The 26,384-nt window shown below is 68.2% G+C and carries 22 protein-coding genes; 11 read left to right on the top strand and 11 right to left on the bottom strand.

The annotated features are described in order from the left end of the window. Positions 1–23 precede the first annotated feature (23 nt). The 6 genes from D7T59_RS06430 to D7T59_RS06405 all read right to left on the bottom strand — a co-directional run bounded on the left by D7T59_RS06430 (position 24) and on the right by D7T59_RS06405 (position 6,742). Positions 24–1,706, bottom strand: coding sequence for a ShlB/FhaC/HecB family hemolysin secretion/activation protein (locus D7T59_RS06430; protein ID WP_258013197.1), 1,683 nt, complete (start codon positions 1,704–1,706; stop codon positions 24–26). A gap of 188 nt (positions 1,707–1,894) precedes the next feature. After that, positions 1,895–2,584 carry a ComF family protein gene (locus tag D7T59_RS06425; RefSeq protein WP_180853332.1) on the bottom strand — a complete coding sequence of 230 codons (690 nt, stop codon included), beginning with the start codon at positions 2,582–2,584 and terminating at the stop codon, positions 1,895–1,897. Positions 2,585–2,672: 88 nt separating this feature from the next. Continuing rightward, positions 2,673–3,842 carry an L-dopachrome tautomerase-related protein gene (locus D7T59_RS06420; RefSeq protein ID WP_180853333.1) on the bottom strand — a complete coding sequence of 390 codons (1,170 nt, stop codon included), beginning with the start codon at positions 3,840–3,842 and terminating at the stop codon, positions 2,673–2,675. A 194-nt stretch (positions 3,843–4,036) separates the two neighbouring features. Further along, the gene (locus tag D7T59_RS06415; protein WP_180853335.1) at positions 4,037–4,537 is read right to left on the bottom strand and encodes a hypothetical protein; all 501 of its coding nucleotides are present in this window, start codon (positions 4,535–4,537) and stop codon (positions 4,037–4,039) included. A gap of 23 nt (positions 4,538–4,560) precedes the next feature. Next, the gene (locus D7T59_RS06410) at positions 4,561–5,931 is read right to left on the bottom strand and encodes a chloride channel protein (protein WP_180853336.1); all 1,371 of its coding nucleotides are present in this window, start codon (positions 5,929–5,931) and stop codon (positions 4,561–4,563) included. A gap of 241 nt (positions 5,932–6,172) precedes the next feature. Then, positions 6,173–6,742 (bottom strand): DUF3658 domain-containing protein, encoded by a 570-nt coding sequence (locus D7T59_RS06405; RefSeq protein ID WP_180853337.1) that lies wholly within the window; start codon positions 6,740–6,742, stop codon positions 6,173–6,175. Between the two features lie 159 nt (positions 6,743–6,901). Here D7T59_RS06405 and bioB point away from each other — a divergent pair, with 159 nt between their 5' ends. From bioB to bioC, 5 genes are all read left to right on the top strand, one after another. Further along, a complete protein-coding gene (gene bioB / locus D7T59_RS06400) occupies positions 6,902–7,945 on the top strand; it encodes a biotin synthase BioB (RefSeq protein WP_032127076.1) in 1,044 nt (347 codons plus the stop codon). Positions 7,946–8,012: 67 nt separating this feature from the next. Continuing rightward, positions 8,013–9,236, top strand: a complete 1,224-nt coding sequence (gene bioF / locus D7T59_RS06395; protein ID WP_164137890.1) for an 8-amino-7-oxononanoate synthase — start codon at positions 8,013–8,015, stop codon at positions 9,234–9,236. 17 nt (positions 9,237–9,253) lie between these two features. Beyond that, the gene (bioH, locus tag D7T59_RS06390) at positions 9,254–10,033 is read left to right on the top strand and encodes a pimeloyl-ACP methyl ester esterase BioH (RefSeq protein ID WP_164137891.1); all 780 of its coding nucleotides are present in this window, start codon (positions 9,254–9,256) and stop codon (positions 10,031–10,033) included. A 29-nt stretch (positions 10,034–10,062) separates the two neighbouring features. After that, positions 10,063–10,842 (top strand): SDR family oxidoreductase, encoded by a 780-nt coding sequence (locus tag D7T59_RS06385; RefSeq protein WP_180853338.1) that lies wholly within the window; start codon positions 10,063–10,065, stop codon positions 10,840–10,842. Positions 10,843–10,854: 12 nt separating this feature from the next. Beyond that, positions 10,855–11,739 (top strand): malonyl-ACP O-methyltransferase BioC, encoded by an 885-nt coding sequence (bioC, locus tag D7T59_RS06380; protein WP_180853339.1) that lies wholly within the window; start codon positions 10,855–10,857, stop codon positions 11,737–11,739. A 203-nt stretch (positions 11,740–11,942) separates the two neighbouring features. Here bioC and D7T59_RS06375 read toward each other — a convergent pair whose 3' ends face one another. Beyond that, on the bottom strand, positions 11,943–12,587 hold the full coding sequence (locus D7T59_RS06375; RefSeq protein ID WP_164137902.1) for a YdcF family protein: 645 nt from the start codon (positions 12,585–12,587) through the stop codon (positions 11,943–11,945). After that, positions 12,572–13,534, bottom strand: coding sequence for a pyridoxal-phosphate dependent enzyme (locus D7T59_RS06370; RefSeq protein ID WP_180853340.1), 963 nt, complete (start codon positions 13,532–13,534; stop codon positions 12,572–12,574). The genes D7T59_RS06375 and D7T59_RS06370 overlap by 16 nt, the downstream gene beginning before the upstream one ends. A 159-nt stretch (positions 13,535–13,693) precedes the next feature. Between D7T59_RS06370 and D7T59_RS06365 the strand changes: the two genes are divergently transcribed. Continuing rightward, complete coding sequence (locus D7T59_RS06365; protein WP_100443712.1) at positions 13,694–14,185, top strand: hypothetical protein; 492 nt, start codon at positions 13,694–13,696, stop codon at positions 14,183–14,185. A 535-nt stretch (positions 14,186–14,720) separates the two neighbouring features. Beyond that, on the top strand, positions 14,721–16,610 hold the full coding sequence (gene mnmG / locus D7T59_RS06360) for a tRNA uridine-5-carboxymethylaminomethyl(34) synthesis enzyme MnmG (protein WP_164137894.1): 1,890 nt from the start codon (positions 14,721–14,723) through the stop codon (positions 16,608–16,610). A 113-nt stretch (positions 16,611–16,723) separates the two neighbouring features. On the opposite strand, the gene smeC is transcribed toward mnmG, so the two are convergent. Genes smeC through smeA form a run of 3 tightly spaced genes read right to left on the bottom strand, consistent with a single transcriptional unit; the run spans position 16,724 to position 22,494 of the window. Further along, positions 16,724–18,139, bottom strand: a complete 1,416-nt coding sequence (gene smeC / locus D7T59_RS06355; RefSeq protein WP_180853341.1) for a multidrug efflux transporter outer membrane subunit SmeC — start codon at positions 18,137–18,139, stop codon at positions 16,724–16,726. Further along, positions 18,136–21,285, bottom strand: coding sequence for a multidrug efflux RND transporter permease subunit SmeB (smeB, locus tag D7T59_RS06350; RefSeq protein WP_180853342.1), 3,150 nt, complete (start codon positions 21,283–21,285; stop codon positions 18,136–18,138). Before smeB ends, smeC begins: the two co-directional genes overlap by 4 nt. Before the next feature lie 12 nt (positions 21,286–21,297). Then, the gene (smeA, locus tag D7T59_RS06345; protein ID WP_180863243.1) at positions 21,298–22,494 is read right to left on the bottom strand and encodes a multidrug efflux RND transporter periplasmic adaptor subunit SmeA; all 1,197 of its coding nucleotides are present in this window, start codon (positions 22,492–22,494) and stop codon (positions 21,298–21,300) included. A gap of 117 nt (positions 22,495–22,611) precedes the next feature. Here smeA and baeS point away from each other — a divergent pair, with 117 nt between their 5' ends. From baeS to D7T59_RS06325, 4 genes are all read left to right on the top strand, one after another. Further along, complete coding sequence (baeS, locus tag D7T59_RS06340) at positions 22,612–24,015, top strand: sensor histidine kinase efflux regulator BaeS (RefSeq protein WP_180853344.1); 1,404 nt, start codon at positions 22,612–22,614, stop codon at positions 24,013–24,015. After that, complete coding sequence (locus D7T59_RS06335; protein WP_180853345.1) at positions 24,012–24,701, top strand: response regulator; 690 nt, start codon at positions 24,012–24,014, stop codon at positions 24,699–24,701. Before baeS ends, D7T59_RS06335 begins: the two co-directional genes overlap by 4 nt. A gap of 132 nt (positions 24,702–24,833) precedes the next feature. Next, positions 24,834–25,655, top strand: a complete 822-nt coding sequence (locus D7T59_RS06330) for a nucleotidyltransferase domain-containing protein (protein ID WP_180852776.1) — start codon at positions 24,834–24,836, stop codon at positions 25,653–25,655. A 74-nt stretch (positions 25,656–25,729) separates the two neighbouring features. Then, positions 25,730–26,260 carry a gamma carbonic anhydrase family protein gene (locus D7T59_RS06325; protein WP_180852777.1) on the top strand — a complete coding sequence of 177 codons (531 nt, stop codon included), beginning with the start codon at positions 25,730–25,732 and terminating at the stop codon, positions 26,258–26,260. Positions 26,261–26,384: the final 124 nt, after the last annotated feature.

The following is a 26,384-nucleotide window of genomic DNA, read 5'->3' as shown; positions in this document are numbered from 1 at the left end:
TGGCGACGGTGCTTCCAGTCGAATCAGAACTGCCAGGACGCGCGGAATCCGATGACGTGCCCGCGTGCCTCATGCTTGAGCCACGCCGGGCGGCTCATCGGTACGCCGACGAAGCCATCCCACGCCAATCCGCCCAGCTCGCCACGTGCACCCAGGTGGGCGCCGCTGAGGGTTCCGCCGCCGATCCCCTGGCGGTCGTCGCGCTGGATGTGGCCGATATCGATGCCCGCATAGGGCGCGATGGCACGGTGTGCCATCCAGCTGATGCTGTTGCGCCAGTAGCCGCCACGGCTGCCACCGAGTGGCACCTCGCCGTCGAAGCCGTTGACGGTATAGCGGCCACCGACGCTGATGAACTCCGAGCCGTACAGCGTGTCCTCGCTCCACTGGTAGCGGAGCGCGGTGTTCCATGCCAGCGGGCGCGGCCCGGAGGTCAGTGCGCCACCGGCGCCGATATCCAGCGTGGTCAGCCCGTAACGGAACGTCGGCGCCAGGTCATCACGGCCCACGGCGTCATCATCCCCCCCCAGCCATGGCACGCCACGGCGGTGCGCCAGGCGGATATCGGCCTGCACCCGCCCCAGGTACTGGCGGTGCAGCAACGCCAGCTCGACCGAGGTGGTACGGCGGCGCTGGCCTTCGATCTCCACGCCTTCCACGTAGCTGTGCGACGACCGTTGCGCCACGCGCAGCTCGATGCCGCTGCGGTAGCTCTGGCCGCGCACCAGAAGCCGCTCCACCGCCAGATCGACGTTGCTGGAGGTGCCGGTGCTGGCGAACGTGTCGGCGTTGCTGGCGATGGTCTGCTTGTAGCGCGAGCTGTAGGTACTGGTGCTGAAACGCCAGTTGCCCAGCGGAACCGACCACGACGCATTGAAGCCGTGGGTACCCCGGCCCTTGTCGGCACTGCCATCGCTGCTGACGCCAACGCTGAGCAGGTCGTTGACGCGAGCCAGGTTGTCTACCCATGCGGTCGCGCCGACCTGCTGCTTTCCGGTCGCACGGCTGCCGGCATCATCCAGCGACACCGAGGCGCGCCAGCGCTTGCCGTGGCGGATGCTGACGACCACGTCCGATTCGCCGGGCGCCTCGCCCGGCACCAGTTCCATGTTCACGTCCTGAGACGGAACGCGCTTGAGCTGTTCCAGGCCCTGTTCCAACGCGCGCAGATTGAGCACGTCCCCCGGCCGCGCGGGAAACGCACTCTTCCACATCGAATCGGGTACCTCTTCCGCGTTGAAGCGGATCTGCCGGATCACGCCCGGCACCAGCTGCAGGCGCAGGGTTCCGCTGCCCAGACTCTGCTCGGGCAGGCCGATGCGGGTGGTCACGTAACCCTTGGCCAGCGCCAGGTCCGAGGCACGCCGCACGATCAGCGCGATGCCCTGCTGGCCCACGCAGCGGCCGCGATAGCGGTCGAGATAGCGCTGCAGGAACGCGAACTGCCCCAGCTGCGCGCCGTCAAGCTGCAGCTGCTGCAAGGTGAAGCACGGTTGTTCGTCCGGCAGTTCCAGCGAATGCAGATCGGTGGCAGTGGCGGGCTGTTCGCGTGATACATCCGGCAATGCCTGCCGCTGCTCACGCTCGCGTGCCTCGCGCTCGGCGCGTTCGCGCAGTTCCTGCTGCTCGGCGAACGAGGGACTGGCCGACTGCGCATGCACGACGCCGATCCACAACAGCCCCGCAGTGCCCAGAACGGCACGCATGCTGCATCCTGCTTTTCTGTTACCCATCAACGACTTCCTTGTCCAGCATTGGTACAGACCTGAAGCTGTGAACAGACATCGTGCAGATAGAACATGCGGCCAACACCGACTCGACCGCCAACTGCTATCGGCGGGAGTGCGCGGAACTTTAGGGTCTTTGCATCCGTGCACCCATTGCGGCCCGGCCGTCACGGCACCCGTGCGCACACCCATACCCGCACGTCCTTGGCACCCGCCAAGCGCAACGTCTCGGCGATTTCCATCACCGTGCTGCCGGTGGTCATCACATCGTCCACGATGGTCAGCCGTGCCGGCGGCGACAAGCGCGTGCCGAATGCGTCAAAGAGATTATCCCGGCGCTGCTCTGCGCTGCGCTCGGACTGCGGCGCGGTGTGGCGGCGCCGGTAGAGGCCCTGCCAGACCGGCATCGGCAACAGACGGCACAGTTCGGCGGCCTGGTTGTAGCCACGCTGGCGCAGGCGTCGATTGTGCAGCGGCACCGGCACCAGCGGCGCGCACGGCCATGGCGGCGGTGCGCGCAGCATCAGCTGCGCGAGCAGGCGACCTGCCGCCAGGTCCTGATGGAACTTGTAGCGCACCAGCAGCTGATCCACAGGCGGCAGGTACAGCAGGCTGGCATGCGTGGCAGCCTGTGGCGGTACCTCGTCACGGCATATGCCGCAGACGATCAGGGCGTTGTCAGGTAGCGGCAGCGCGCAGCGCAGGCAGGCCCGGCCGGCCCAGGGCAGTTCGGCAGAGCAGGCGCCGCACAGATCAAGTCCATCGTGGCCCGGCTCGCCACAGACCAGGCAACGCAGTGGCAGCAGCACGCGAAGCGCTGCCTGCAGAAGGCGGGTGGGCTTGAACAGGGCCGGCATGCGCTACAGCGTGATCGCGCCGCTGCCGCGAGGCCATCAGGTACACGCTCTTCAACCCGTAGGCATCCTTACCCGTCTACGGAGCACCTCACCGCGTCGGCGCAGGCGCGGCATCCACCCGCGTGCGGTACACCATGTAAGGCTTCTGCCGACGATCCACCCCGCCATTGAAGCCGGCCTGGCGATGCAGCTGGTTGGCGGTGAAGTACAGATAGCCGTCCGGCCCCATCGACAGCGTATCCGGCCACAGGATGCGCGGGTCGTGCACCACCGTCGTCCATCGCCCCTGCGCGTCGCGGGCATGGATGGCGTTGTGCTCGTAATCGCTGGCATACAGCCGCCCGTCGGCGTCCATCTCCATGCCATCGGAGGCGCCCTTGTCGCCCAGGTCGACCACCGCCGCCGCCAGTTCCGCTTCGCTCACCTTCGGGTCACGCAGCAGCGCGGTCGGCACGCTGTACAGATGACGACTGGACAATGGCGTGTAGAACAGCGTGCCGCCATCGGGCGACAGGGCGATGCCATCGGCGGCCACGGTGAACGGCGCCGACGAACCATCGGCGTTGCGCAGTCGCATCTGCTGCCCTTCCACGATCGGCGCGAAGGCGGGATCGGCCGAGGTGGACACGTGGCCGACCAGTCGCTTGGACGCGGCGCCGGTGGCGAGGTCGATCACGATGATGCCGCCGATACCGCTCAGCGACGAATCGGTCACGTAGGCCACGCCCTCGCGGCCGACCCGGAAGTCGAAGCGCACATCGTTGACGTAGGTTCGTGCATCGATGACGTTGGACGGGAACACCAGGGTCCTGGCCACGCTGTTGGTGGCAAGGTCGATCGCCACCAGCTTGGCACCGCCGGCCTGCGGAGCAGAGAAGCCCGGCGCAGCGGTATCCAGCACCCAGAGGCGCCCCTGGCCATCGGCCACCAAGCTCTGCACGCTGATGAAGTGGGCCGCCGGGTCCGGTCCTTCAGCGCTGTTGATGCGCGCATCCGGATAGGGCACGGCGCGGCCGTCGCGCCATTCGGCCACGCTGCAGGCCACGTCATCGCCCCAGCGTGGGAAGTTGACGAAGATGCGTCCGCTTTCAGACACCGCCACGCTGGTGGGCATGGCGCCTTCGAAACGTGCCACCGGCTCGATGACACCGATGCTGCGTTCGCTGGGCAGCACGGGGGTGCCAGCCAGCGCCAGCGCGGGGGAACTGGCCAGGGCCAGGACGGCAGCCGCCAGGCGGCGGATACGGCAGTTGATCATGGTCGCGCTCTCGATGCGGGTCCGGGTGCAGCCCCGGCGTGGACGCATCTTCTGCGTCGCGCGCGGCATCGGGTAGACGGCGCAACGCGGAATCAGCTTCACCACTGGAGTGAAGATGGAGGGCTGATTGACCGCGTTGATTGAAGCAATGGATGTTGTCCATCCGTTGCGTGCCTGCCTCGCGGCGAACCCGCTCAACACATCTCAACGGCTGCCAGCGCGGTCTCGAACCTGTGCTGGCCTTGTTCACCCCACCAGGGAACGGTCATCACCCCACCCCGCCGCTGCAGCTGGTGCAGAAGAAGCAGGAAGGCCTGGACCTCCCGCTCACCCCATGACGATCCCATGCGGTAGTCGAGCGTCAACCCATGGCGCATGACGAGCACACCCAGTTCTGGCAGAAGAACGCCACCGCAGGCGATGTCTGCAAGACCGACATGGAAGGGTTCCACTTCGTCCTGGAGAACACGTCGCGCGTCGCCCGGTCCCATGAACGGCTGACCACGATCTTCCGCACGGAGCCAGAGCTGCTCGCTTCCAGAACGAGCGACGCGGGCACCGCAGGCAAACAGATAGGCGAACGCATCGGCCGTCCCGGCGGCTTCTCGGTAGGCGAGCTCCACTTCCGGAAGCGAACCATCATCGGTGACGAAGTAGCACCGTAACGGCGCCAACACCTCCTGTGGGAGGAACATTGCGACTCCAGGCTGCATTGCTCCTAGTCATCTCCATTTTCACGGGTGCGGGAGGTTCGCACAGCAGGCGCCTCGACAGCCACATCTTCAACCGCTTTCGGCACCATCAACAGCTCCGCCAACCCGCGATAGATCGGCACCCTGCACACCAGCCCGGACACACCACGCGCGATCAGCACCGTCGCCAGGATCGGCAACAGCAGGTCGCCGCTGTCGGTCAGTTCCAGCGAGATCACCGCCGAGGTCAGTGGCGCCTGGGTGACGCCGGTCAGGTAGGCACACATGCCCAGCAGCACGAACGCGCGCGGGTCCACGCCCGGCATCAGCACCGCCAGGTTGTGGCCAAGGCCGGCACCGACCGCCAGCGCCGGCGAGAACAGGCCGCCGGGAATGCCCGCCACGTAGGACGCCAGATTCGCCAGCAGCTTCATCAACCCGAACTCGTGGCCGACCATCGCCTGCCCCTGCACCAGGCTGCGCGCCTGTTCGTAGCCGGTGCCGAACGCGCCTTCGCCGAACGTCAAAGCCAGCGCCACCACCACCAGCCCACAGCCTGCAGCCAGCTGCACCGGATGCCGCTGCCGCAGCTGGCCCAGCCATCGCGGGCGGCCCGCCGCACTGGCCAGCACCGCGCGCGCGAACAATCCACCCAGCAACCCGGCCACCACGCCGCACAGCAGGATCGCCAGCCAGCCCTGGCCCAGCGGCAGCCGCGCACTCACATGACCGAAGTAGGTGTAGTTGCCGAGCAGGCCCAGCGACACCACGCCGCCGACAATCACCGCGGTCAGCAGGGTGCCGGAGAAGCGATGCTCGAAACGGCCGCTGAGCTCCTCGATGGCGAAGACGATGCCCGCCAGCGGCGTGTTGAAGGCCGCCGCGATGCCCGCGGCGCCGCCGGCCAGCAGGAAGTGCGAAAGCTCACGCGGATCCTTGAAGCCGAACCAGCGGCCGAACAGGTACATCAGGCTTGCACCCACATGCACCGTCGGGCCCTCGCGGCCGACCGATGCACCGCCCAGCAATGACAGCGAGGTCAGCAGCAGCTTGCCGGCCGAAACCGCAGGTGACAGGTTGGTTTTCCGGAACGGCTCATCGGCCTTGTCCAGCGCAGCGATGACCTGCGGAATGCCGCTGCCCCGCGTGGGCTTCAGCACGCCGGAGGTCAGCCAGGCCAGCAGCGCGAAGATGCCCGGCGTGAGCAGCAGGGCCCACCACGGCGAGTGCGAGGTGATGCGCTGGAACAGATGGAACGCCGCATCGCTGGCCTTGGCGAACAGGATGGCCACCAGTGCCACGGCCACGGCGCCGCCCCAGAGTGCGGCGCGGCGGCGCCAGGCCTCACTGAGAACCAGCGCGGTGATGCGGCCGCGGAGGCGATGGAGATCGGTCATGCAGGGCAGTCTGGACGCTGCGGAGGAAAGCGGACAGCGGCTACTGTGGCTGAAGGCCTTGCAGGATGCGGTGAAATGCCCGGCCATGGATCCTGCTGACAGCCTGCGCCGTGCGTGCACCGCTAGACGGGCAGTCGCTCCCGCCACCGGCGCTTTTCCACGCTGCGCACGTTGGGCTGCTGCCGCAGCCACTCCAGATAGAGCGGCAGATGTGCCAACTCATCATCGTTCGCATCACCGGTCAGGGCTGCTGCCGGATGCGCACTTCGCCATGGCGCATGCGCGCCAGGTCGCCCTGCGCTTCCAGTGCGCCGCGCGCGACCAGTTTGCGCACGCGCTGGGCGTAGAAGACATCGGCAATGCCGGGGCGGCGCTGCGGGTCCAGCGACATCGCGTTGCCCACGATGAAGGCGATTTTCCGGAACTGCCCATCGCAGTGGGAAAGCAGTTGCGCATCGATCCAGGCGATGTCCTCGTCGGTCAGCGCGGCGATGTTCTGTCGCTGCTGCTCGGTAAGGTGGACATCGCTGTCGGGCTCCTCCTCGGTGTCGCGCAGGCGGCCATTGATGGCCAGCAGGCGAACCAGCACGTACAGGCCGAACGCCTGCAACTCCTCGTCCGGCAGCGTCGACGGATCGAGCTGCCCCGCCGCGTAGTCCTTGAAGGTCACGAAGATGCGGTTCTGCCAGTGCCCGGGTTCACCCGTCTGGCGCAGATCATCCATCACCACGCGCAGGCCGCCGTCAGGCAGTTCGGCCAGGCTGCACAGCACCGCATCGCGGCGGATCGGGTAGGGCTGGTAGCTGTCCATGGCTCATGCTCGCGAGTCCGTATGCAGCAATGAACTTACACCGTAGCGCGCATTTCTGGCAGTCGATTTCTGTAAACCACACTAGAATATTCAGGTTGACAGCCCTCGCCAGCCCACCCACACTGCCGCCCTCGCTCCATTCGTACCCAAGGTCCCGCCATGGCTGCTGCCATCCGCCACGACTGGCAACACGACGAACTGCAGGCGCTGTTCGATCTGCCGTTCCCCGAGCTGCTGTTCCGCGCCGCAGCGGTCCATCGCGAGCATTTCGACCCATCGCAGGTGCAGGTCTCCACGCTGCTGTCGGTGAAGACCGGCGGCTGCCCGGAAGACTGCGCGTACTGCCCGCAGGCGCAGCGCTACAACACCGGCGTGAACGCGCAGAAGCTGATGGAGACCGATGCGGTGCTGGCCAAGGCCCGCCAGGCCAAGGCCGCCGGCGCCTCGCGCTTCTGCATGGGCGCAGCGTGGCGTTCGCCGAAGGACCGCGATATCCCGAAGGTGGCAGCGATGATCGCCGGGGTGAAGGCACTGGGGCTGGAGACCTGCGCCACGCTGGGCATGCTCAGCGGCGAGCAGGCGCGTGCGTTGAAGGATGCGGGCCTGGACTACTACAACCACAACCTCGACACTGCGCCGGACTACTACGATTCGATCATCCACACGCGCCAGTACCAGGACCGCCTGGACACGCTGGAGCACGTGCGCGACGCCGGCCTGAAGACCTGCTGCGGCGGCATCGTCGGCATGGGCGAGACGCGCGCGCAGCGCGTCGGACTGCTGCTGGCGCTGGCCACGTTGCCGGCGCATCCGGATTCGGTGCCGATCAACAAGCTGGTGCAGGTGGCGGGTACGCCGCTGCATGGCAGCGCCGAGCTGGACCCGTTCGAGTTCGTGCGCATGATCGCGGTCGCCCGCATCGCCATGCCGCGCTCGATGGTGCGGCTGTCGGCCGGCCGCGAGGCGATGAGCGACGAGCTGCAGGCGCTGTGCTTCCTGGCAGGTGCCAACTCGATCTTCTACGGCGACAAGCTGCTGACCACCGGCAACCCGGAAAGCGAACGCGACCTGGCGCTGTTCGCGCGGCTGGGCCTGCAGCCGATGGCGGTGCAGGTGGATGCCGAGGGCCACGATCACGGCGGTACCGTGCACGCCGATATCAGTGCCGATACGCCCGGCTGTGGCTGCGCTCACGCGGCCTGAGACGCGCCGCAAGCAGGCGCCGCGGCAACGCGCTACCCTAGCCGCCCCGTCGACGCATTCAGCCACCATGGCCCGCCCCGACCTGACCGCCCGCCTCCACGCCCAGCGCGCCCTGCGCGATGCCCAAGGCCGTCGCCGCCCGCGACGCACGGTCAGCCGTCGTGATGGCGTGCGCCTGGAAGTGGACGGCCAGTGGCTGACCGGCTTCTGCAGCAACGACTACCTGGGCCTGGCCCAGCAGTTCAGCGTGGTCAATGCGCTGCAGGATGCTGCTGCGCGCGAAGGTGCCGGTGCCGGTGCCTCGCACCTGGTCTGCGGCCACCACGCGATGCACGACGCACTCGAACGCGAAGTGGCCGAGTGGCTGGGTTACCCGCGTGCATTGCTGTTCGGCAGTGGCTTCGCCGCCAACCTGGCGGTGCAGCAGGCGCTGCTGAGCGAAGAGAACGATGTCTGCGTGCAGGACAAGCTCAACCACGCCAGCCTGCTCGATGCGACGCGGCTGGCCGGTGCGCGCCTGCGCCGCTACCCGCACCTGGATGCGGAAGGCGCGATGCGCCAGCTCAAGCACGCGCCCGACGGCGCGGCGATGCTCGCTACCGACGGTGTCTTCAGCATGGATGGCGACATCGCGCCGCTGCGTGCGTTGTCGCTGGTCGCGCGCCTGCAGCAGGCGTTGTTCTACGTCGATGACGCACATGGCGTGGGCGTGGTGGGTGATGGCCGTGGCGCCGTTGCTGCCGCCGGGCTGGGCGTGGACGACGTACCGCTGCAGCTGGTGACGCTGGGCAAGGCCTTGGGCGGTTCTGGTGCGCTGGTGCTGGGCCGCGACGATCTGGTCGAACACCTGGCCGAAACCGCGCGCCCGTACATCTACACCACCGCCGTGCCACCGGCGATGGCCGCTGCTGCACTCGAGGCGGTGCGCCTGGCGCGCCGGGACAACTGGCGCCGCTCCAAGCTGGCCGACCTGATCGCGCTGTTCCGCAGCGAAGCACGCCGCCACGGGCTGGACCTGATGGCCTCGGAAACGCCGATCCAGCCGCTGCTGTGCGGCGATGACCACAGCGCAATGGCGATGTCCAAGGCGCTGGAACAGGCCGGCTGGCTGGTTGGCGCGATCCGCCCGCCGACGGTGCCGGAAGGCAAGGCGCGCCTGCGCGTCACGCTGTCCGCACTGCATGCACCGGAACAGGTGCGGGGTCTGGTCGAGGCCATCGCCAGCGCGCGCGATCGCGTCGACCTGGCCGTACGCGACGCCGCCCCACCGCCGCTGCCCGCTTTTGCCTGAGTTCCGTGTCGTTGCCCATGCATATTGAAGTCACCGGCCGTGGGCCGGACCTGGTGCTGATCCACGGCTGGGCCCTGCAGGGCGGCGTGTTCGCGCCGCTGGTGGAGCGCCTGGCGGACCAGTTCACCCTGCATCTGGTCGATCTGCCCGGCCATGGCCACAGCCGCGAAGACACCACGCCGCTGCGTTTGCCGTTCGTAGTCAGTGCCATTGCCGCGGCCACGCCGCCGGCGGTGTGGTGCGGCTGGTCGCTGGGCGGCCTGTTCGCATTGCACGCGGCGGCGACGCTGCCGAAGGTACGCGGCCTGGCGATGATCGCTGCCACGCCGCGTTTCGTGCGTGGCGAGGATTGGCCGCATGCGGTGGAACCGGCGGTGTTCGAGCAGTTCGGGCGCGAGCTGGCCAGCGACTTCGGCGGTACCCTGGAGCGCTTCCTGGCACTGGACGTGATGGGCTCGGCGCACGCCCGCGAAGAGCTGCGCACGCTGCGCCAGCGCCTGGTCGAGCGCGGCGCCCCCACTGAACGCGCCCTGCTGGAAGGCCTGCGCCTGCTGGAAAGCACCGACCTGCGCGGCGCCCTGCCAACGCTCGGCAAACCCAGCCTCTGGATCGCCGGCCAGCGTGACCGGCTGGTCTCACCGACGGCGATGCAGGCCGCCGCTGCGCTGGCCCCGGGCGCGCAGGCGCTGACCATCGCCCACGGCGGACATGCGCCCTTCCTCGGCCATGCCGATGAGGTGGCCGCCGCCCTGCAACACTTCGTTGCCGGCCTGTCACCGGCCGATGGCGGACAATGAGCGCCTACCGAATTCCGCAGGACTGACGCATGGATCTGGGTATCACTGGTCGCTGGGCACTGGTCTGCGGCGCAAGCAAGGGGTTGGGCCTGGGCTGCGCACGTGCGCTGGCGCGCGAGGGCGTGAACGTGGTGATCGTGGCGCGTGGCGAGGCTGCATTGCAGATCGCTGCCGACGAACTGCGTGCACTGCCCGGTGCCGGTGAGGTACGCGCCGTCGCCGCCGACGTCACCACCGAGGCCGGCCGTGCGGCGGCACTGTCCGCCTGCCCGCAGGTGGACATCCTGGTCAACAACGCTGGTGGCCCGCCGCCGGGCGATTTCCGCACCTTCGAACGCGAGGATTGGATTGCCGCACTGGATGCCAACATGCTGGCGCCGATCGCGCTGATCCGTGCCACGGTGGACGCGATGATCGAGCGTGGCTTCGGCCGCATCGTCAACATCACCTCGTCGGCGGTGAAGGCACCGATCGACATCCTGGCACTGTCCAACGGCGCGCGCAGCGGCCTGACCGGTTTCGTCGCCGGCCTGTCGCGCCGCACCGTGGCCCACAACGTCACGATCAACAACCTGCTGCCCGGCCAGTTCGACACCGATCGCCTGCGCGCCAACTTCGCCCACAGTGCCGGCAAGGACGGCGACGCCGGCGAAGTGGCCGAGCGCCGCCGCCAGCAGATTCCCGCCGGCCGCTTCGGCACGCCGGATGAGTTCGGCGCCGCCTGCGCCTTCCTGTGCAGTGCACAGGCCGGTTACCTCACCGGGCAGAACCTGCTGATCGACGGCGGCGCCTACCCCGGTACGTTCTAAGAGACTTCCGCAATGCCGTCCCACTTCGATGCCCGCCATGTCCGCCGCGCGTTCGCCCGCGCCGCCAACAGCTATGACGCTGCCGCCGCCCTGCAGCGCGAGGTGCAGTCGCGGCTGATCGAGTCGCTGGACTACCTGGAGGCACGCAAGCCCGAGGTGGTGCTGGACATCGGTGCCGGCACCGGCCATGCCAGCGCGCTGATGAAGAAGCGCTGGCCGAAGGCGCAGGTGATCGCGCTGGACGTGGCGCTGCCGATGCTGGACCAGGCCAAGCGCCAGGCCGGCTGGTGGAAGCCGTTCCAGCGCCTGTGCGGCGACGCCGCTGCGCTGCCGCTGGCCGACAACAGCGTGGACGTGATCTTCAGCAACCTGTGCCTGCAGTGGGTGGACGACCTGCCGGCGGTGTTCGCCGGTTTCCGCCGCGTGCTCAAGCCGGGCGGCCTGCTGCTGTGTTCCACCTTCGGCCCGGAAACGCTGGTTGAACTCAACGAGGCGTTCGCGGCCGCCGATGACCGCCCGCACGTGAGCCGCTTCGCGCAGATCGCGCAGTTCGGCGATGCGCTGATGATGGCTGGCTTCCGCGACCCGGTGCTGGACCGCGATCTGTTCACCCTGACCTACGAGGACCTGCCCTCGCTGATGCGCGAGCTGCGCGCGATGGGCGCGACCAATGCCCGCGTCGACCGCCGCCACACCCTGACCGGGCGCGGACGTTTCGCGGCGGCGGCGGCGGCATACGAACCGATGCGCCGCGCCGACGGCAAGCTTCCCAGCAGCTGGGAAGTGATCTACGCGCACGCCTGGGCACCGGACCCGGGCGCACCGATCCGCGAAGGCGGGCATGACGTGGCCTCGGTGCCGGTGTCGGCGATTCCGATCCGGCGCAAGCAGACCTGAAGGTCTGGTAGTGCCGGCCACTGGCCGGCAACCTCACGATTCCATGGTGGGCATCTGCCGGCCWGCGGCCGGCACTACCGCATTCCACACCGCACGCGAATCGCTCTGATAGGTGCCAACCTTGGTTGGCACAACCCATCAGATCGCGATGCCGCCGGCATTGCGCCGACCAAGGTTGGCACCCACCCCAAGCAGGCCGCTGCTCAGGTATTGGCCGGCGAACTCAACGGCGGGCGTACCAGGTCGCGGTGGAAGAAATAGATTTCCTGCACCAGGAAGCGCCAGCTGGTATGGAAGCTGCGGAAACGCGTGCTGGGCGTGGACGAAGCCAGCGCATCGATGCCCAGCGCCTTGCTCAGGCGCAGCGCGCGCGCCATGTGCAGCGGGTCGCTGACGATGATCACCCGGTGCAGGTCGCGCTGGTCCATCAAGCGCTTGGCTTCCACCAGGTTCTGCACCGTATTGCGCGAGGCGGTCTCGATCAGGATGGCGTCGTCCGGCACGCCGTGCTTGAGCGCATAGCGCCGCGCCACCTGCGATTCGGAGAAGCGCGCGCCGGTGCCACCATAGCCACCGGTGAAGATCAGCAGCGGCGCATAGCGTGCTTCATACAGGTCCAGCCCATGCCGGATGCGCTCTTCGAACACCGGTGACGGCTTGGCGTCATAGGCGGCGGCACCCAGCACGATGATGGCGTCGGCCTTGGCGGCCTGGTCACGTTCACCCACCCAGACGATCCAGGCGGTCACGCCCAGCAGCCAGATCACCAGCAGCACGAACAGCCGCCACAACCAGCCCAGCAGGCCGGTGCGTTCGCGGTGCCGCCCGCGGCTCACGCCGCCCCCCAGCGCAGTGCTGGCAGGTCGACGTTGCCGCCGGACAACACCAGGCCCACGCGCAGGCCGGCGAAGCGCTGCGGCTGCGCCAGCACCGCAGCCAGCACGGTGGCCGAAGAGGGTTCCACCACCTGCTTGAGCACGTCCCACAGCAGGCGCATCGCCGCCAGCGTCGCGGCGTCATCGACCACGATCACCTCGGCACCGGCGGCGCGCAGCAACTGGAAATTGGGCGCGCCGATCAGGGTACGCAGGCCATCGCAGATGGTGTCCGGGGTGAACGCGCCCTGGCGCTCGCCGGTGGCCAGCGAGCGTGCGGTGTCATCGGCGCCGGCCGGCTCGGCCAGAATCAGCCGGGTGTGCGGACTGGCGTGCTGCAGGGCCAGCGCGGTACCGCTGGCGAGGCCACCGCCACCCACCGGCACCACCAGCACATCGAACGGGCCGTCGCTGTGCAGCAGTTCCAGGGCCGCAGTGCCCTGCCCGGCCATCACCGCCGGGTCCGCGTACGGATGGACCAGGGTCGCACCGGTATCGGCCTGCACCCTGGCACAGGTGGCCTCGCGGTCGGCGATGGTCGGCGGGCAGCGCCAGAGCGTGGCGCCGTGGCGGGCGATGTTGGCCAGCTTGGCGGCCACCGCCCCTTCCGGCACCACCACGTGGCAGGGGATGCCCCGGGTGCGTGCGGCCAGGGCCAGCGCGGCACCGTGGTTGCCGGAGGAATGGGTCACCACGCCAGCACTGGCACGATCAGCGTCGAGCGACCACACCGCATTGCAGGCACCACGGAACTTGAATGCGCCACCGCGCTGCAGGTGCTCGGCCTTAAACGCCAACTGTGCGCCGGCCATTGCATCGAGCGTGCGCGAGCGCAGCACCGGGGTCACGCTGGCATGCGGGGCGATCCTCGCAGCAGCAAGCAGGACGTCATCGGCGCGGGGCAACAGTGAATCGCTCATGACGCAAGATTAACGTATGCCCCTGCGCTGGCGACCGGGGCACAGGTCATGCCAGCATGCGGGCCTACGCCTCCATTCATCCTGGCCAGCCGGATTAAGGGCCGATTCAATGCCCGCGCACGAAGCTGGCTGCACACCTGTCCTCTGGGGGGACCCACCATGAAAATGCGCCTGTTGCTTGCCGGTGGCCTGTTGCTGGGCCTGACTGGCTGCACCACCTACGACTATGTAGGCGGTGGCCGCGGTGGCGGCTACTACCACGGCGCGCCGTCGGTGGAGTACCGCTACCCGGCCGGCTATCCCTACAACTACGGCTACCCGTACTACGGTGGCTATGGCGGCTATTACGGCGGCTATGGCAACCCGTACTACTCGCGCCCGATCTACCGTCCGCCGCACAACCACCGCCCGCCGCCGCGTCCGCCCGGCAACGGTGGCGAGAACCGTCCGCCGCCGCCGCCGCGGCCGTCGTACAACGGTGGTTCCCCGTGGCGGAACATGGATTCGATGCGACGCCCGCCGCAGTCGAACATGCAGCCGCCGGCGCCCGCGCCGCAGGCCCGACCGGCCCCGGCACCCAGTGCGCCGAGGATGAACGGTTCCCCCTGGCGCAACATGGATCGTGCGACGCAGCGCACAGTTGAGCGCTGAACCGTCTTGCATTTCACACGGTCTAAGCCGCAATCTACGCGGACAGTGACGGCCCGCGTCACAAAGTGACAAAAACGACACGGGCCGCCGCAAAAAGCTCTACGTCGATATCCGACAGGAACATCTGGATCCCCCCTGTTCCGGCCCTGTCGGATGTCGGCACCTCTGAAGGCAGACGGCCCCGCAATGCGGGGCCGTTTGTTTTCGGCGAGAGCCCCAGCGTCAGTAGATCCACGCCATGCGTGGATGGGGCCCTTCCCGGCAACCCAGAAAAAACAGGGCCGGACAGTCCCCCGACTGCCGGCCCTCTGCTCCCCCACCGTGCGCCTGTACCGGCCCCTGTTCCAATTCCGGTCACGGGCGCCTACGGCGCCAGCCACGATGGGTGCTATTGGGTTATCTGCAAAAATCCTGCCAACTTTAGGGCTGATTTCGACGCCAACTGGCCGACGCCGGCGTCCTGGCCCCGAATGGCGCTAAAATCGCCACCCCGGCGCCGCCTCAGGTCGTGCCCGCCCCCAGCTGAACAGCCCCCATGAACCCGTCCTTCCATCGTTACGACGTCATCGTCATCGGCGGTGGCCACGCCGGCACCGAAGCCGCGCTGGCCGCAGCCCGCACCGGCGTGCGCACCCTGCTGCTGACCCACAACATCGAAACCGTGGGCGCGATGAGCTGCAACCCGGCCATCGGCGGGATCGGCAAGGGCCACCTGGTCAAGGAAATCGACGCCCTCGGCGGTGCGATGGCGCATGCCGCCGACCGCGCCGGCATCCAGTGGCGCACGCTCAATGCCTCCAAGGGCCCGGCCGTGCGCGCCACCCGCTGCCAGGCCGATCGCAACCTGTACCGCATGGCGATCCGCGCCATCGTCGAAGGCCAGGACAACCTGACGGTGTTCCAGGCCGCGGTCGATGACCTGGTCATCGAAGACGACGCCGTACGCGGTGTCATCACCCAGACCGGCCTGCGCTTCGATGCCGAGGCCGTGGTGCTGACCGCCGGCACCTTCCTGGCCGGCAAGATCCACGTCGGCCCGACCCAGTACGCCGCCGGCCGCATGGGTGACCCGCCGGCCACCACGCTGGCCGCACGCCTGCGTGAACGCCCGTTCCAGGTGGACCGCCTGAAAACCGGCACGCCGCCGCGCATCGATGGCCGTTCGCTGGATTACAGCGTGATGGACGAGCAGCCCGGCGACACGCCGCGTCCGGTGATGTCCTTCCTCGGCTCGGTGGACGAACATCCGCAGCAGGTCAGCTGCTGGATCACCCACACCACCGGGCAGACCCACCAGATCATCCGCGACGCGCTGCACCGCTCGCCGCTGTACAGCGGCCAGATCGAGGGCATCGGCCCGCGCTACTGCCCATCCATCGAGGACAAGGTGGTGCGCTTCGCCGAGAAGGCCAGCCACCAGATCTTCGTCGAACCCGAAGGCCTGGGCATCGTCGAGATCTACCCCAACGGCATTTCCACCTCGCTGCCGTTCGACGTGCAGCTGGAGATGGTGCGCAGCATCCGCGGTTTCCAGAACGCGCACATCACCCGCCCCGGCTACGCGATCGAATACGACTTCTTCGACCCGCGCGGGCTGAAGGCTTCGCTGGAAACCAAGCTGGTCAACGGCCTGTTCTTCGCCGGCCAGATCAACGGCACCACCGGCTATGAAGAGGCGGCTGCACAGGGCCTGCTGGCCGGCCTGAACGCTGCGCGCCAGGTGCGCGGGCTGGATGGCTGGTGCCCGCGCCGCGACGAGGCGTACCTGGGCGTGCTGGTGGATGACCTGATCACCCACGGCACCAACGAGCCGTACCGCATGTTCACCAGCCGCGCCGAATACCGCCTGCAGCTGCGCGAGGACAATGCCGACCAACGCCTGACCCCGGCCGGTCGCGAGATGGGCCTGGTCGATGACCGCCGCTGGAACGCGTTCGAGACCAAGCAGGCTGCCGTGGCCGCCGAGCGCGTGCGATTGGGTGCACTGTGGGCGACCCCGGCCAATGCGCTGGGCCGCGAAGTGCAGGAAACGCTGGGCGTGGCAGTCAGCCGCGAAACCAATGTGCTGGACCTGATCAAGCGCCCCGAGCTGGATTACGCGCAGCTGATGCAGGTGCCGTCGCTGGGCCCGGCCGTGGCCGACGGCAAGGTGGCCGAGCAGGTGGAGATCGGCGTGAAGTACGCCGGCTACCTGGATCGCCAGCGCGAGGAAATCGAGCGGCAGCAGCGGCATGAGGCCACGCCGATCGCCGAGGCGTTCGACTATGCGACCGTGCGCGGGCTGTCGGCCGAAGCACTGCAGAAGCTGGAGCGTGTGCGCCCGCAGACCATCGGCCAGGCGCAGCGCATCCCGGGCATGACCCCGGCGGCGATCTCGCTGCTGCTGGTGCACCTGGAGCGCGCGCGCCGCGGCCGCGTGGCGTAACGCGGCGCTACCAGTGCAGCTTTCATCCACGCATGGCGTGGATCTACTGCCCCCGAACCGGTAGATCCACGCCATGCGTGGATGAACAACCCGGCGCCGACCAAGGTCGGCAGCTACCGAGCGTCGGCGCCGCCACCCAGCACCTTGAACAACGTCACCCGGTTGCCCGCTTCCTGCTGCTGCAGGGCGATCAGGTCCTGCTGCGCGGCATACAGGCTGCGCTGTGCATCCAGCGACTGCAGATAGCCATCCAGCCCGGTGCGGTAGCGCGCATCGGCAAGCGTGTAGCTGCGCTGGCTGGCGGCCACCAGCGCGCGTTGCGCGTCCATCTGCGCGGTCAGGTGATCACGCGTGGCCAGCGCATCGGCCACTTCGCTGAAGGCCTGCTGGATCGCCTTCTCGTACTGCGCGATGCCGATGTCCTTGCCGATCTTCGAGGCATCCAGCGACGCCTTCAGTGCGCCGGCATGGAAGATCGGCGCGGTGATGCTGGGCGCGAACGACCAGCCACGGGTGCCGGCCGAGAACAGCGTCGACAACGCGGTGGAGCTGTGGCCGTAGCTGGCAGTCAACGTCAGCGTCGGGAAGAATGCAGCGCGCGCGGCACCGATATCGGCGTTGGCTGCCTGCAACGCATGCTCGGCGGACAGCACGTCCGGGCGCTGCAGCAACACGCTGGAGGGCAGGTTGGCGGGCAGCGGTGCCAGCGCGACGCTGCCTTCCAGCGCCTGCGCGGTTGGCAGCAGGGCCGGTTCCAGCGGCGCCCCCACCAACAGCTGCAATGCATCACGATCCTGCGCCTGCTGGGTCTGCAGCTTGGCGAGCGCGCCGCACGCGGCTTCCACGCTGGTCTGCACCTGCGACAGGTCCAGGCCCGAGGCCACCCCCTGCGCATGGCGGGCCTCGGTGCGCTGCAGGGTCTGCTGCTGGCTGTCCAGGGTCTGTTGCGTGAATGCCAGCGTCTGCACATCGGCGGCCAGCGCCAGCCACGCCGTCGCCACTTCGGCGACCAGGCTGGTGCGTGCCGCGCGCTGGTTCTCGGCACTGGCCAGCCAGTTCTGCAGGGCCTCGTTCTTCAGGCTGCGGATGCGACCGAACAGGTCCAGCTCCCAGCTGCTGATGCCCACCTGCACCGCATCGGACCCGGTCACTTGGGTGGCGCCGGTCTCACTGTTGGCATCACTCACCCGCGAGCGGGTGACACTGCCGCTGGCATCCACCGACGGCAGCAGCGCTGCACGCTGGATGCGGTACTGCGCCCGTTCCTTCTCCACCTGCAGCACGGCTACGCGCAGGTCGCGGTTGTTCTGCAGCGCCAGCGCGATCACCTGCTGCAGGCGCGGTTCGAGGAACACCTCACGCCATGCCGGCATCGCCAGTGCAGGATCAACTCCGCCGGGAGCTGCATTGCCGAACTGCATCGGCACCGGCGCCTCCGGTCGCTGGTAGCGCGGGGCCATGCTCGTGCAGCCGGCAAGCACGGTGGTCATCGTCGCGACCGCCAGGGCGCGCAGCAGCATCGGCTTCATGGGCTTGCCTCCGGGGCAGTGGCGTGGGCCGGTGGGCGGCCCGGGAAAAGGCCGCGCACCAGCAGGTAGAACAACGGCACGAAGAACATGCCCAGCACCATCGAGGCGACGGTACCGCCGGCCACGCCGGTGCCCAGCGAACGGCGCGCGGCCGAGCCGGCGCCGGTGGCGAACACCAGCGGCAGCACACCCATCAGGAACGCCAGCGAGGTCATCACGATCGGGCGCAGCCGCAGATAGACCGCCTGCAGGATCGCCTCGCGGGTGCGCTTGCCCTGCTGCTCGAGGATGCGCGCGAACTCGACGATCAGGATGCCGTTCTTGGCCGCCAGACCAATCGTGGTCAGCAGGCCGACCTGGAAGTACACGTCGTTGTTGAGGCCACGCAGGTTCATCATCAGCACCGCGCCGAACACGCCCACCGGCACCGCCAGCATCACCGCGAACGGCACCGCCCAGCTTTCATACAGCGCCGCCAGGCACAGGAACACGAACAGCAGCGAGATGGCGTACAGCATCGGCGCCTGGTTGCCCGACAGCTGTTCCTGGTAGGCCATGTCCGACCAGGCGTGACTGAAGCCTTCCGGCAGTGTGTCGGCCAGGCGCGCGATCTCGGCCATCGCCTCACCGGAGCTGACGCCCGGCGCCGGCTGGCCGGTGATCTCCATCGCCGACACGCCGTTGTAGCGCTGCAATGCGGCCGGCGCGCTGGTCCAGTGGGCGCTGACCAGCGACGACAGCGGCACCATCTGCCCGGCCTGGTTGCGCACGCTCCAGCGCTCGATGTCCTGCGGCTGCATGCGTGCTTCGGCGGTGCCCTGGATGAACACCTTCTTGATGCGGCCCTTGTAGATGAAGTTGTTGACGAAGTCGCCGCCCAGCGCCGCGTTCAAGGTGTCATTGATGTCCTGCGGATTCACGCCCATCGCCTGCGCCTTGGCGTCGTCCACCTTCACCGCATACACCGGCGCGTCTTCCAGGCTGGCGTAGCGCACGTTGACCAGCTTCGGGTCCTTGGCAGCCGCCTCCAGCAGGGTGTTGCGCGCGGCCACGGCGGCCGCATGGCCGGCACCGCCTTCGTCCTGCAGTTCCAGGGTGAAGCCACCCGCATCACCGAGGCCGAGGATGGCCGGTGGCGAGGTGATGAACACCTGTGCATCGGGCACGCTGGCCATGGCCCGGGTCAGCCGAGCGGCGATGGTATCGGCATCGTCCTTGCGGTCGTCCCAGTCCTTCAGGCGGATGAAGGCCTGGCCGACGTTCTGGCCGCTGCCGGTCACGCTGAAACCGGCGGTGGCCTGGATCGACAGCACGCTGTCGTCCTGCACTGCGGCGGCACTGAGGCGGTCCATCACTGCACGGGTCTGCTCCAGGGTGGAGCCGGCCGGCAGCTTCACCAGTGCATTGAGCATGCCCTGGTCCTCATCGGGCAGGAATGCGCCCGGCAGGTGCCACAGCAGCAGGCCGGTGACCACGCTCAGCACCAGGTAAAACACCACGCCCAGCGTGCGACGGCCGAGGAATCCATCCACCCGGCGACGCAGGCCGTTGGAGGTGCGCTCGAAGCGGTGGTTGAACCAGATGAAGAACTTGCCCAGCAGGCTCGGTTCGCCGCCGTGGTCGCCATGCGGGTGGCCGCCCTTGGGGATCTGGTGCAGGATGCTGCCGCACAGCGCCGGGGTGATGGTCATCGCCACCAGCACCGACAGGATCATCGCCGCGGCGATCGTTACCGAGAACTGGCGGTAGATCACGCCGGTGACACCGCTGAAGAACGCCATCGGCAGGAACACCGCGGTCAGCACCAGCACGATGCCGACCAGCGCGCCGGTGATCTGGCCCATCGCCTTCAGCGTGGCTGGCTTCGGCGCCAGCCCTTCGAAGGTCATCACCCGCTCCACGTTCTCCACCACCACGATGGCATCGTCCACCAGCAGGCCGATGGCCAGCACCAGCGCGAACATGGTCAGCGTGTTGATCGAATAGCCGAACGCGGCCAGCACGCCGAACGTGCCCAGCAGCACCACCGGCACCGCGATGGTCGGGATCAGCGTGGCCCGCCAGTTCTGCAGGAACAGGTACATCACCAGCACCACCAGGATGATCGCCTCGATCAGGGTGATCACCACTTCCTTCAGCGAGATGGTCACGAACGGCGTGGTGGTGAAGGCCACGTGGGCGGTGTAGCCATGCGGCCAGTACTTCTGCAGCTGCTGAAGCCGTGCATCGATGGCCTTGGACACGGCGATGGCGTTGGCACCGGCATTGAGTTCGATACCCAGCGACGCAGACGGCTTGCCGTTGAAGGTGCTGATGCTGTCGTAGCTCTCCGGCCCGAGGCCGATCGTCGCCACGTCGCCCAGGTGCACCACGCTGCCGTTGGCATCGGCCTTCAGCACCACCTGCGCGAACTGTTCGGGCGTGTGCAGGCGGCTGCGCGCAGTCACGGTCGCGTCCAGCTGCTGGCCCTTCAGCGCCGGCTGGCCACCGAGTTCACCGGCCGACACGTCGGTGTTCTGCGCCTGCAGTGCGGTCTCGATGTCCGACGGCATCAGTGCGTACTGGCGCATCTTTTCCGGGTCCAGCCAGATACGCATGGCGTATTCCTGGCCGATCGGCTGGATGTTGCCGACGCCGCTGACACGGCTGATCTGGTCATCGATGCGCGCTTCCATGAAGTTGGCGACATCGAAGTTGTCCATGCTGCCGTCTTCGCTGGTGAACGACAGCACCTCGAAGATCGAACCACTGGACTTGGTGATGGTCAGGCCGTTCTGCTGCACCGCCTGCGGCAGCGTGGCCATGGCCGCCTGCAGCTGGTTCTGCACCTGCACCTGTGCGGTGTCCGGATTGGTACCGGTAGCGAACACCAGGTTGACCTGCGCCGAGCCGTCGGAGGCACTGGTCGAGGTCATGTACATCAGGTGGTCCAGGCTCTGCTGGGACTGCTCGATGACCTGGGTGACCGCGTTCTCCACGGTCTGCGACGAGGCGCCGGTGTAGGTGGCGCGGATGGTGATGGTGGGCGGGGCGATCTGCGGGTAGCGGTCCACCGGCAGGATCAGGATCGCGAGCAGGCCGAGCAGGCTGACCGCGATGGCGATCACCCAGGCGAAGATCGGCCGGTCGATGAAGAAACGAACCATGCGCGGCGGGCCTCAGTGCGACTTTTCGTCGGTGTTGCCGTTCGGGTCGACCGCCGGCATCGCCGCCAGCTGCGCCCTGCTGGCCGCCACCGCCTTCACCTGCTGGCCCAGCGACACCGCGCTGCCGTTGCTGACGATCACCCGCTCGCCGGCCTTCAGGCCCTGCGTAATCTGCCACTGGTTGCCCACCACCTGGCCGGTGCTGACCCGACGCTCCAGCACGTGATTTCCGGCGTCGAGCAGGCGCAGCAGCGGCTCGCCGCGTTCGTTGCGCAGCACCGCCTTCTGCGGCACCAGCAGCGCGCGCGCGTCGGTGGCCATCGGCAGCACCGCCTTCAGGTACATGCCGGGCAGCAACAGGCCGTCCGGGTTCGGGATGACCGCGCGCAGCACCACATTGCCGGTGCCCGGATCCACCGCGCTGCCGACGAACTCCAGGGTGCCCTCATGCGCATAGGTGCTGCCGTCCTCCAGCAGCACCTTCACCTGTGCCTTGCCGTCGATGGCCTTCACCAGGCCGGCATCGAGCTGCTTGCGCAGCGCCAGCATCTGCATGCTGGACTGGGTGACATCCAGGTACACCGGGTCCAGCCGCTGGATGGTGGTCAGCGCGGCGTCCTGTCCGGCCGCGACCAGCGCACCGGCGGTCACGCTGGAGGTGCCAATGCGACCGTCGATGGGCGCGGTCACCCGCGTGTAGTCGAGGTTGATGCGGGCGGCCTGCAATGCGGCGCGCGCGGCAATCACGTTGGCCTGCGCCTGCTTCAGTGCCGAGGTGGCATCGTCGGCATCCTGCTTGCTGGCCGCATCCATGCTGACCAGCGCGCGGGTGCGCTCGGCCTTCGGCTGCGCCGACAGCACGGTGGCCTCGGCCTGCGCCAGCTGCCCGCGCGCGGTATCGAAAGCGGCCTGGTATGGCGCCGGATCAACCTGGTACAGCAGCTGGCCGGCCTTGACCTGTTGGCCTTCGGTGAACAGACGCTGGCGGATCAGGCCGCCGATCTGCGGCCGCACCTCGGAGATCTCGAACGGCACGGCTCGGCCGGGCAAGGTCTGCTGCAGCGCCAGCGGCCGCGCGCTGGCGGTGATGACGCCCACTTCGGGCATGGCCGGGGCTTCAGTCCTGCCCACCGAACAGGCCGCCAGGGCCAGCAGCAGGGGCAGCATCAGGGGACGCGGGGAACGGGACAGCGGGCGCAGGAGGGGCATGGGGGGCGTGGGGGCCTTGCGTTGACCCGTGCACGCTGCCGTGGAACTGTGCAGAGAATATGGAGATTGTGCGACCGGCTCAGCTGGCGCTTGCTTTCGGCGCCGCATGCGCCGCTAATGGCCTCCGCGATGGCGAAGATTCGACTCAAATTCGGCCTGACCGCGAAGACCTTCCTCGCGATCTTCACCGCCTGCCTGCTGGTGCTGGCAGTGAACGGTATTGCCAGCCGCGTGGCCTTCCAGACCGGCTTCCTGGACTACCTCAACGACCAGGGCGACCTGCGCATGCAGCGGCTGATGCCACACCTGCAGCGCGAGTACCGCGAGCACGGTGGCTGGGAGCACCTGCACGGTGATGGCGACCGCTGGGCGCGGATGCTGCGCCCGGACCTGGCCCATGGGCACGAAGGACCGGTGCCGCCGCTGTCCGACCAGACCGGCGTACCGTCGCGTCTGGGCCTGTTCGATGCGCAGCACCGCTTCGTGGCCGGCAACCCCGACGCCACCAGCGATGACGAGCCGCATGCGGTGCAGGTGGACGGGCAGACCGTCGGTTGGCTGGGCATGGTGCCGTTCCAGACCGTCATCGCCACCAACGACCTGAATTTCTACAACACCCAGGTGCGCGCCTGGTGGGTGATCGGCATCGCACTGCTGCTGGTGACGGTACTGCTGGCCTGGCTGGTATCGCGCGCACTGCGCCAGCGCCTGGCCAAGCTGGCCGCGGCCACCCATCGGCTCGCTGCCGGCGACTATGCCACCCGCATCGAGCGCACCAGCGATGACGAGCTGGACGCACTGGTCAACGACTTCAACCGGATGGCGCAGGCACTGGACGATACCGAGCGCAACCGCCGCGCCTTCATCGCCGACATCTCGCATGAGCTGCGCACGCCATTGGCGGTGGTGCGCGCCGAGCTGGAGGCGATCGAAGATGGCATCCGTCCGCTGGACCGGGCCAACCTGGTGGGCCTGCAGGGCGAGATCCGCCAGCTGGGCAAGCTGATCGACGACCTGCACGATCTGTCGATGACCCAGTCCGGCGGCCTGGCGTACCGCTTCGCGCCACTGGACCTGGTGGCGCTGCTGCGCAGCGAACTCACTGGCATGCGCGTGCGCTTCGCCAATGCAGGCCTGGCGCTGGAGGAAGATCTTCCCGCCACGCCGTTGCAGGTGTCCGGTGACGAACGGCGCCTGCAGCAGGTGCTGGCCAACCTGCTGGAAAATGCACTGCGCTACACCCACGCCGGTGGCCGCGTACTCGTGCAGGCAGCGCGCGTGCCTGCCGGCCTGCAGCTGATCGTGGAAGACACCGCGCCGGGCGTTCCGGCCGACAAGTGCGCACTGCTGTTCGAACGCTTCTACCGCGTGGAAAGTTCGCGCAATCGTGCCAGTGGCGGCAGCGGGCTGGGCCTGGCCATCAGCCACAACATCATCCTCGCCCACCACGGCGACATCCACGCCGAGCCCTCGCCACTGGGCGGGCTGCGCGTGGTCATCACCCTGCCGGAGCCTGCATGAGCACGTCGCCCGCCACGCCCGCGAAGATCCTGATCGTCGAGGACGAGCCGCGCCTGGCCTCGGTACTGCGCGACTACCTGGCCGCCGCCGGCATGGCCAGCGAGTGGGTGGACGACGGTGGCCAGGTGATCGACGCGTTCGCGCGCTACCAGCCCGATCTGGTGCTGCTGGACCTGATGCTGCCGCAGCGCGACGGCGTGGACCTGTGCCGCGAGCTGCGCGCCGGCAGCGATGTGCCGGTCATCATGGTCACCGCACGGGTGGAAGAGATCGACCGCCTGCTGGGCCTGGAGATCGGTGCCGACGACTACATCTGCAAGCCGTTCAGTCCGCGCGAAGTGGTCGCGCGGGTGATGGCGGTGCTGCGCCGCTACCGCCCGGACCCGGGTGCGCGCGCCAACGGCGGCCTGCACATCGACGAGCCGGCCGCACGCGCCACCTGGAACGGCAAGGGCCTGGACCTGACTCCGGTGGAATACCGCCTGCTACGCACCCTGCTGGCCACGCCGGGCCGGATCTGGGCGCGCGATGAACTGCTCGACCGGCTGTACCTGGACCATCGCGTGGTGGTCGACCGCACCGTCGACAGCCATGTGCGCAACCTGCGCCGCAAGCTGGCCGACGCCGGCATGGAAGGCGAGCCGATCCGTTCGGTGTACGGCATGGGCTACAGCTACGAACCCTAGCCGGTAGTGCCGGCCGCTGGCCGGCAACCGCAGAATTCCAGGTGCGCCCATGAGGTTGCCGGCCGGCGGCCGGCACTACCCGTGCGCACCTGCGTTACAGTCGAGCACGCTCAACATTGCGAACACGACTGCATGGACGACATCCACCCGGTCGCGCCGGACAAGCGCGCCGCCATCCTTTCCACCCTGGCCGAGATCGAACAACGCTACGATGTACGCGTGCTGCTGGCCTGCGAATCGGGCAGCCGCGGCTGGGGTTTCTCCTCGCCGGACAGCGACTACGACGCGCGCTTCATCTACGTGCATCGCCAGCCGTGGTACCTCAGCGTCAACGAGAGCACCGGTCCCGGCGAAGCACAGCGCGATGTGATCGAACTGCCGATCGACGATGAGCTCGACGTCAGCGGCTGGGACCTGCGCAAGGCACTGCGGCTGGTCTCCAAGTCCAATCCAACGCTGATCGAGTGGCTGCGTTCGCCGATCATCTACCAGCAGGATCGCGCTGCGGTGTCGCAGTTGTGGGAAGCAGCGAAGGCGTTCCATTCACCGCTGGGCACCTGGTGGCACTACTTCAACATGGCGCGCTCGAACCATCGCGGCTACCTGCGTGGCGAAACGGTACGCACCAAGAAGTACCTGTACGTGCTGCGCCCACTGCTGGCCTGCCAGTGGATCGAACACGAACAGACACCCCCGCCGATGGCCTTCGAGGATCTGCTGGACCGGCTGCTGCCGCACGGCCCGGTGCGTGAAGCCATCGATGCCCTGCTGGTGGTAAAACGCGCCAGCGCCGAGGTCAGTGCCGGACCACGCATCGCGGCGATCAGCGATTTCATCGATCGTGAGCTGGCCGCCCGCGCCGAGCAGGCCCCGCAACTTCCGGCCGGCCAGGGTGACAGCACCTGGCTGGATGCGCTGTTCCGGCAGATGCTGGCCGAGCACGCGCCTGCATAGGCGACCGTGCCTGCCGCGGCGTGCGGACCACGCGCGTATCATCGTCGCGAACGCCCTGATTTCCGGAGACACCGATGAACCCGCTGCGCCCCTTCCGCGACAAGATGCCCGTCCTCGGCGAGCGCGTGTACATCGACCCGGCCTGCACCGTCATCGGCGACGTGGAACTGGCCGACGACGTGTCGGTGTGGCCGGGCACGGTCATCCGCGGTGATGTCAATTACGTGCGCGTCGGTGCGCGCACCAATGTGCAGGACGGCACCATCATCCATGTCAGCCACCACAGCCCGTACAACAAGGCGGGCTACCCGACCCTGATCGGAGAGGGCGTGACCGTCGGCCACGGCTGCATCATCCATGCCTGCACCATCGGCGATTACAGCCTGATCGGCATGGGCGCCTGCATCCTCGACGGTGCCCGCGTTGAACGCCACGGCTTCGTCGGTGCCGGCGCGGTGGTCGGCCCCGGCAAGGTGGTGGGCGAAGGCGAGCTGTGGGTCGGCAACCCGGCCCGGCCGGCGCGTACGCTGAGCGGCAAGGAGATCGAGTCGCTGCACTATTCGGCCGACCACTACGTGCGCCTGAAGGACGAGTACCGGGGCTGAGCAGCCAACGCCGCCACGCGGCTCTGCTAAAGTCTGGGCCCGACCAGGACCTGTCGAGACCCCCCATGCCTGTGGTTGCCCGCCGGAGAGGACTCCGGCGCCCACAACGAAGGCCATCGCGCTG

This window comes from Stenotrophomonas maltophilia, from assembly GCF_013464915.1.
Classification (GTDB): domain Bacteria; phylum Pseudomonadota; class Gammaproteobacteria; order Xanthomonadales; family Xanthomonadaceae; genus Stenotrophomonas; species Stenotrophomonas maltophilia_AT.
This window is presented reverse-complemented; position numbering and strand designations above follow the sequence as displayed.

Excerpts from the sequence above, each read along its gene's own strand:
- D7T59_RS06330 (WP_180852776.1), top strand. The coding sequence starts at position 24,834 with ATGGACGACATCCACCCGGTCGCGCCGGACAAGCGCGCCGCCATCCTT.
- D7T59_RS06415 (WP_180853335.1), bottom strand. The coding sequence starts at position 4,537 with ATGTTCCTCCCACAGGAGGTGTTGGCGCCGTTACGGTGCTACTTCGTC.
- smeC (WP_180853341.1), bottom strand. The coding sequence starts at position 18,139 with ATGAAGCCGATGCTGCTGCGCGCCCTGGCGGTCGCGACGATGACCACC.
- D7T59_RS06405 (WP_180853337.1), bottom strand. The coding sequence starts at position 6,742 with ATGGACAGCTACCAGCCCTACCCGATCCGCCGCGATGCGGTGCTGTGC.
- smeB (WP_180853342.1), bottom strand. The coding sequence starts at position 21,285 with ATGGTTCGTTTCTTCATCGACCGGCCGATCTTCGCCTGGGTGATCGCC.
- bioB (WP_032127076.1), top strand. The coding sequence starts at position 6,902 with ATGGCTGCTGCCATCCGCCACGACTGGCAACACGACGAACTGCAGGCG.
- D7T59_RS06325 (WP_180852777.1), top strand. The coding sequence starts at position 25,730 with ATGAACCCGCTGCGCCCCTTCCGCGACAAGATGCCCGTCCTCGGCGAG.
- D7T59_RS06430 (WP_258013197.1), bottom strand. The coding sequence starts at position 1,706 with ATGCGTGCCGTTCTGGGCACTGCGGGGCTGTTGTGGATCGGCGTCGTG.
- D7T59_RS06370 (WP_180853340.1), bottom strand. The coding sequence starts at position 13,534 with ATGAGCGATTCACTGTTGCCCCGCGCCGATGACGTCCTGCTTGCTGCT.
- bioF (WP_164137890.1), top strand. The coding sequence starts at position 8,013 with ATGGCCCGCCCCGACCTGACCGCCCGCCTCCACGCCCAGCGCGCCCTG.
- D7T59_RS06365 (WP_100443712.1), top strand. The coding sequence starts at position 13,694 with ATGAAAATGCGCCTGTTGCTTGCCGGTGGCCTGTTGCTGGGCCTGACT.
- baeS (WP_180853344.1), top strand. The coding sequence starts at position 22,612 with ATGGCCTCCGCGATGGCGAAGATTCGACTCAAATTCGGCCTGACCGCG.
- D7T59_RS06410 (WP_180853336.1), bottom strand. The coding sequence starts at position 5,931 with ATGACCGATCTCCATCGCCTCCGCGGCCGCATCACCGCGCTGGTTCTC.
- bioH (WP_164137891.1), top strand. The coding sequence starts at position 9,254 with ATGCATATTGAAGTCACCGGCCGTGGGCCGGACCTGGTGCTGATCCAC.
- D7T59_RS06335 (WP_180853345.1), top strand. The coding sequence starts at position 24,012 with ATGAGCACGTCGCCCGCCACGCCCGCGAAGATCCTGATCGTCGAGGAC.
- D7T59_RS06385 (WP_180853338.1), top strand. The coding sequence starts at position 10,063 with ATGGATCTGGGTATCACTGGTCGCTGGGCACTGGTCTGCGGCGCAAGC.
- mnmG (WP_164137894.1), top strand. The coding sequence starts at position 14,721 with ATGAACCCGTCCTTCCATCGTTACGACGTCATCGTCATCGGCGGTGGC.
- bioC (WP_180853339.1), top strand. The coding sequence starts at position 10,855 with ATGCCGTCCCACTTCGATGCCCGCCATGTCCGCCGCGCGTTCGCCCGC.
- smeA (WP_180863243.1), bottom strand. The coding sequence starts at position 22,494 with ATGCCCCTCCTGCGCCCGCTGTCCCGTTCCCCGCGTCCCCTGATGCTG.
- D7T59_RS06420 (WP_180853333.1), bottom strand. The coding sequence starts at position 3,842 with ATGATCAACTGCCGTATCCGCCGCCTGGCGGCTGCCGTCCTGGCCCTG.
- D7T59_RS06425 (WP_180853332.1), bottom strand. The coding sequence starts at position 2,584 with ATGCCGGCCCTGTTCAAGCCCACCCGCCTTCTGCAGGCAGCGCTTCGC.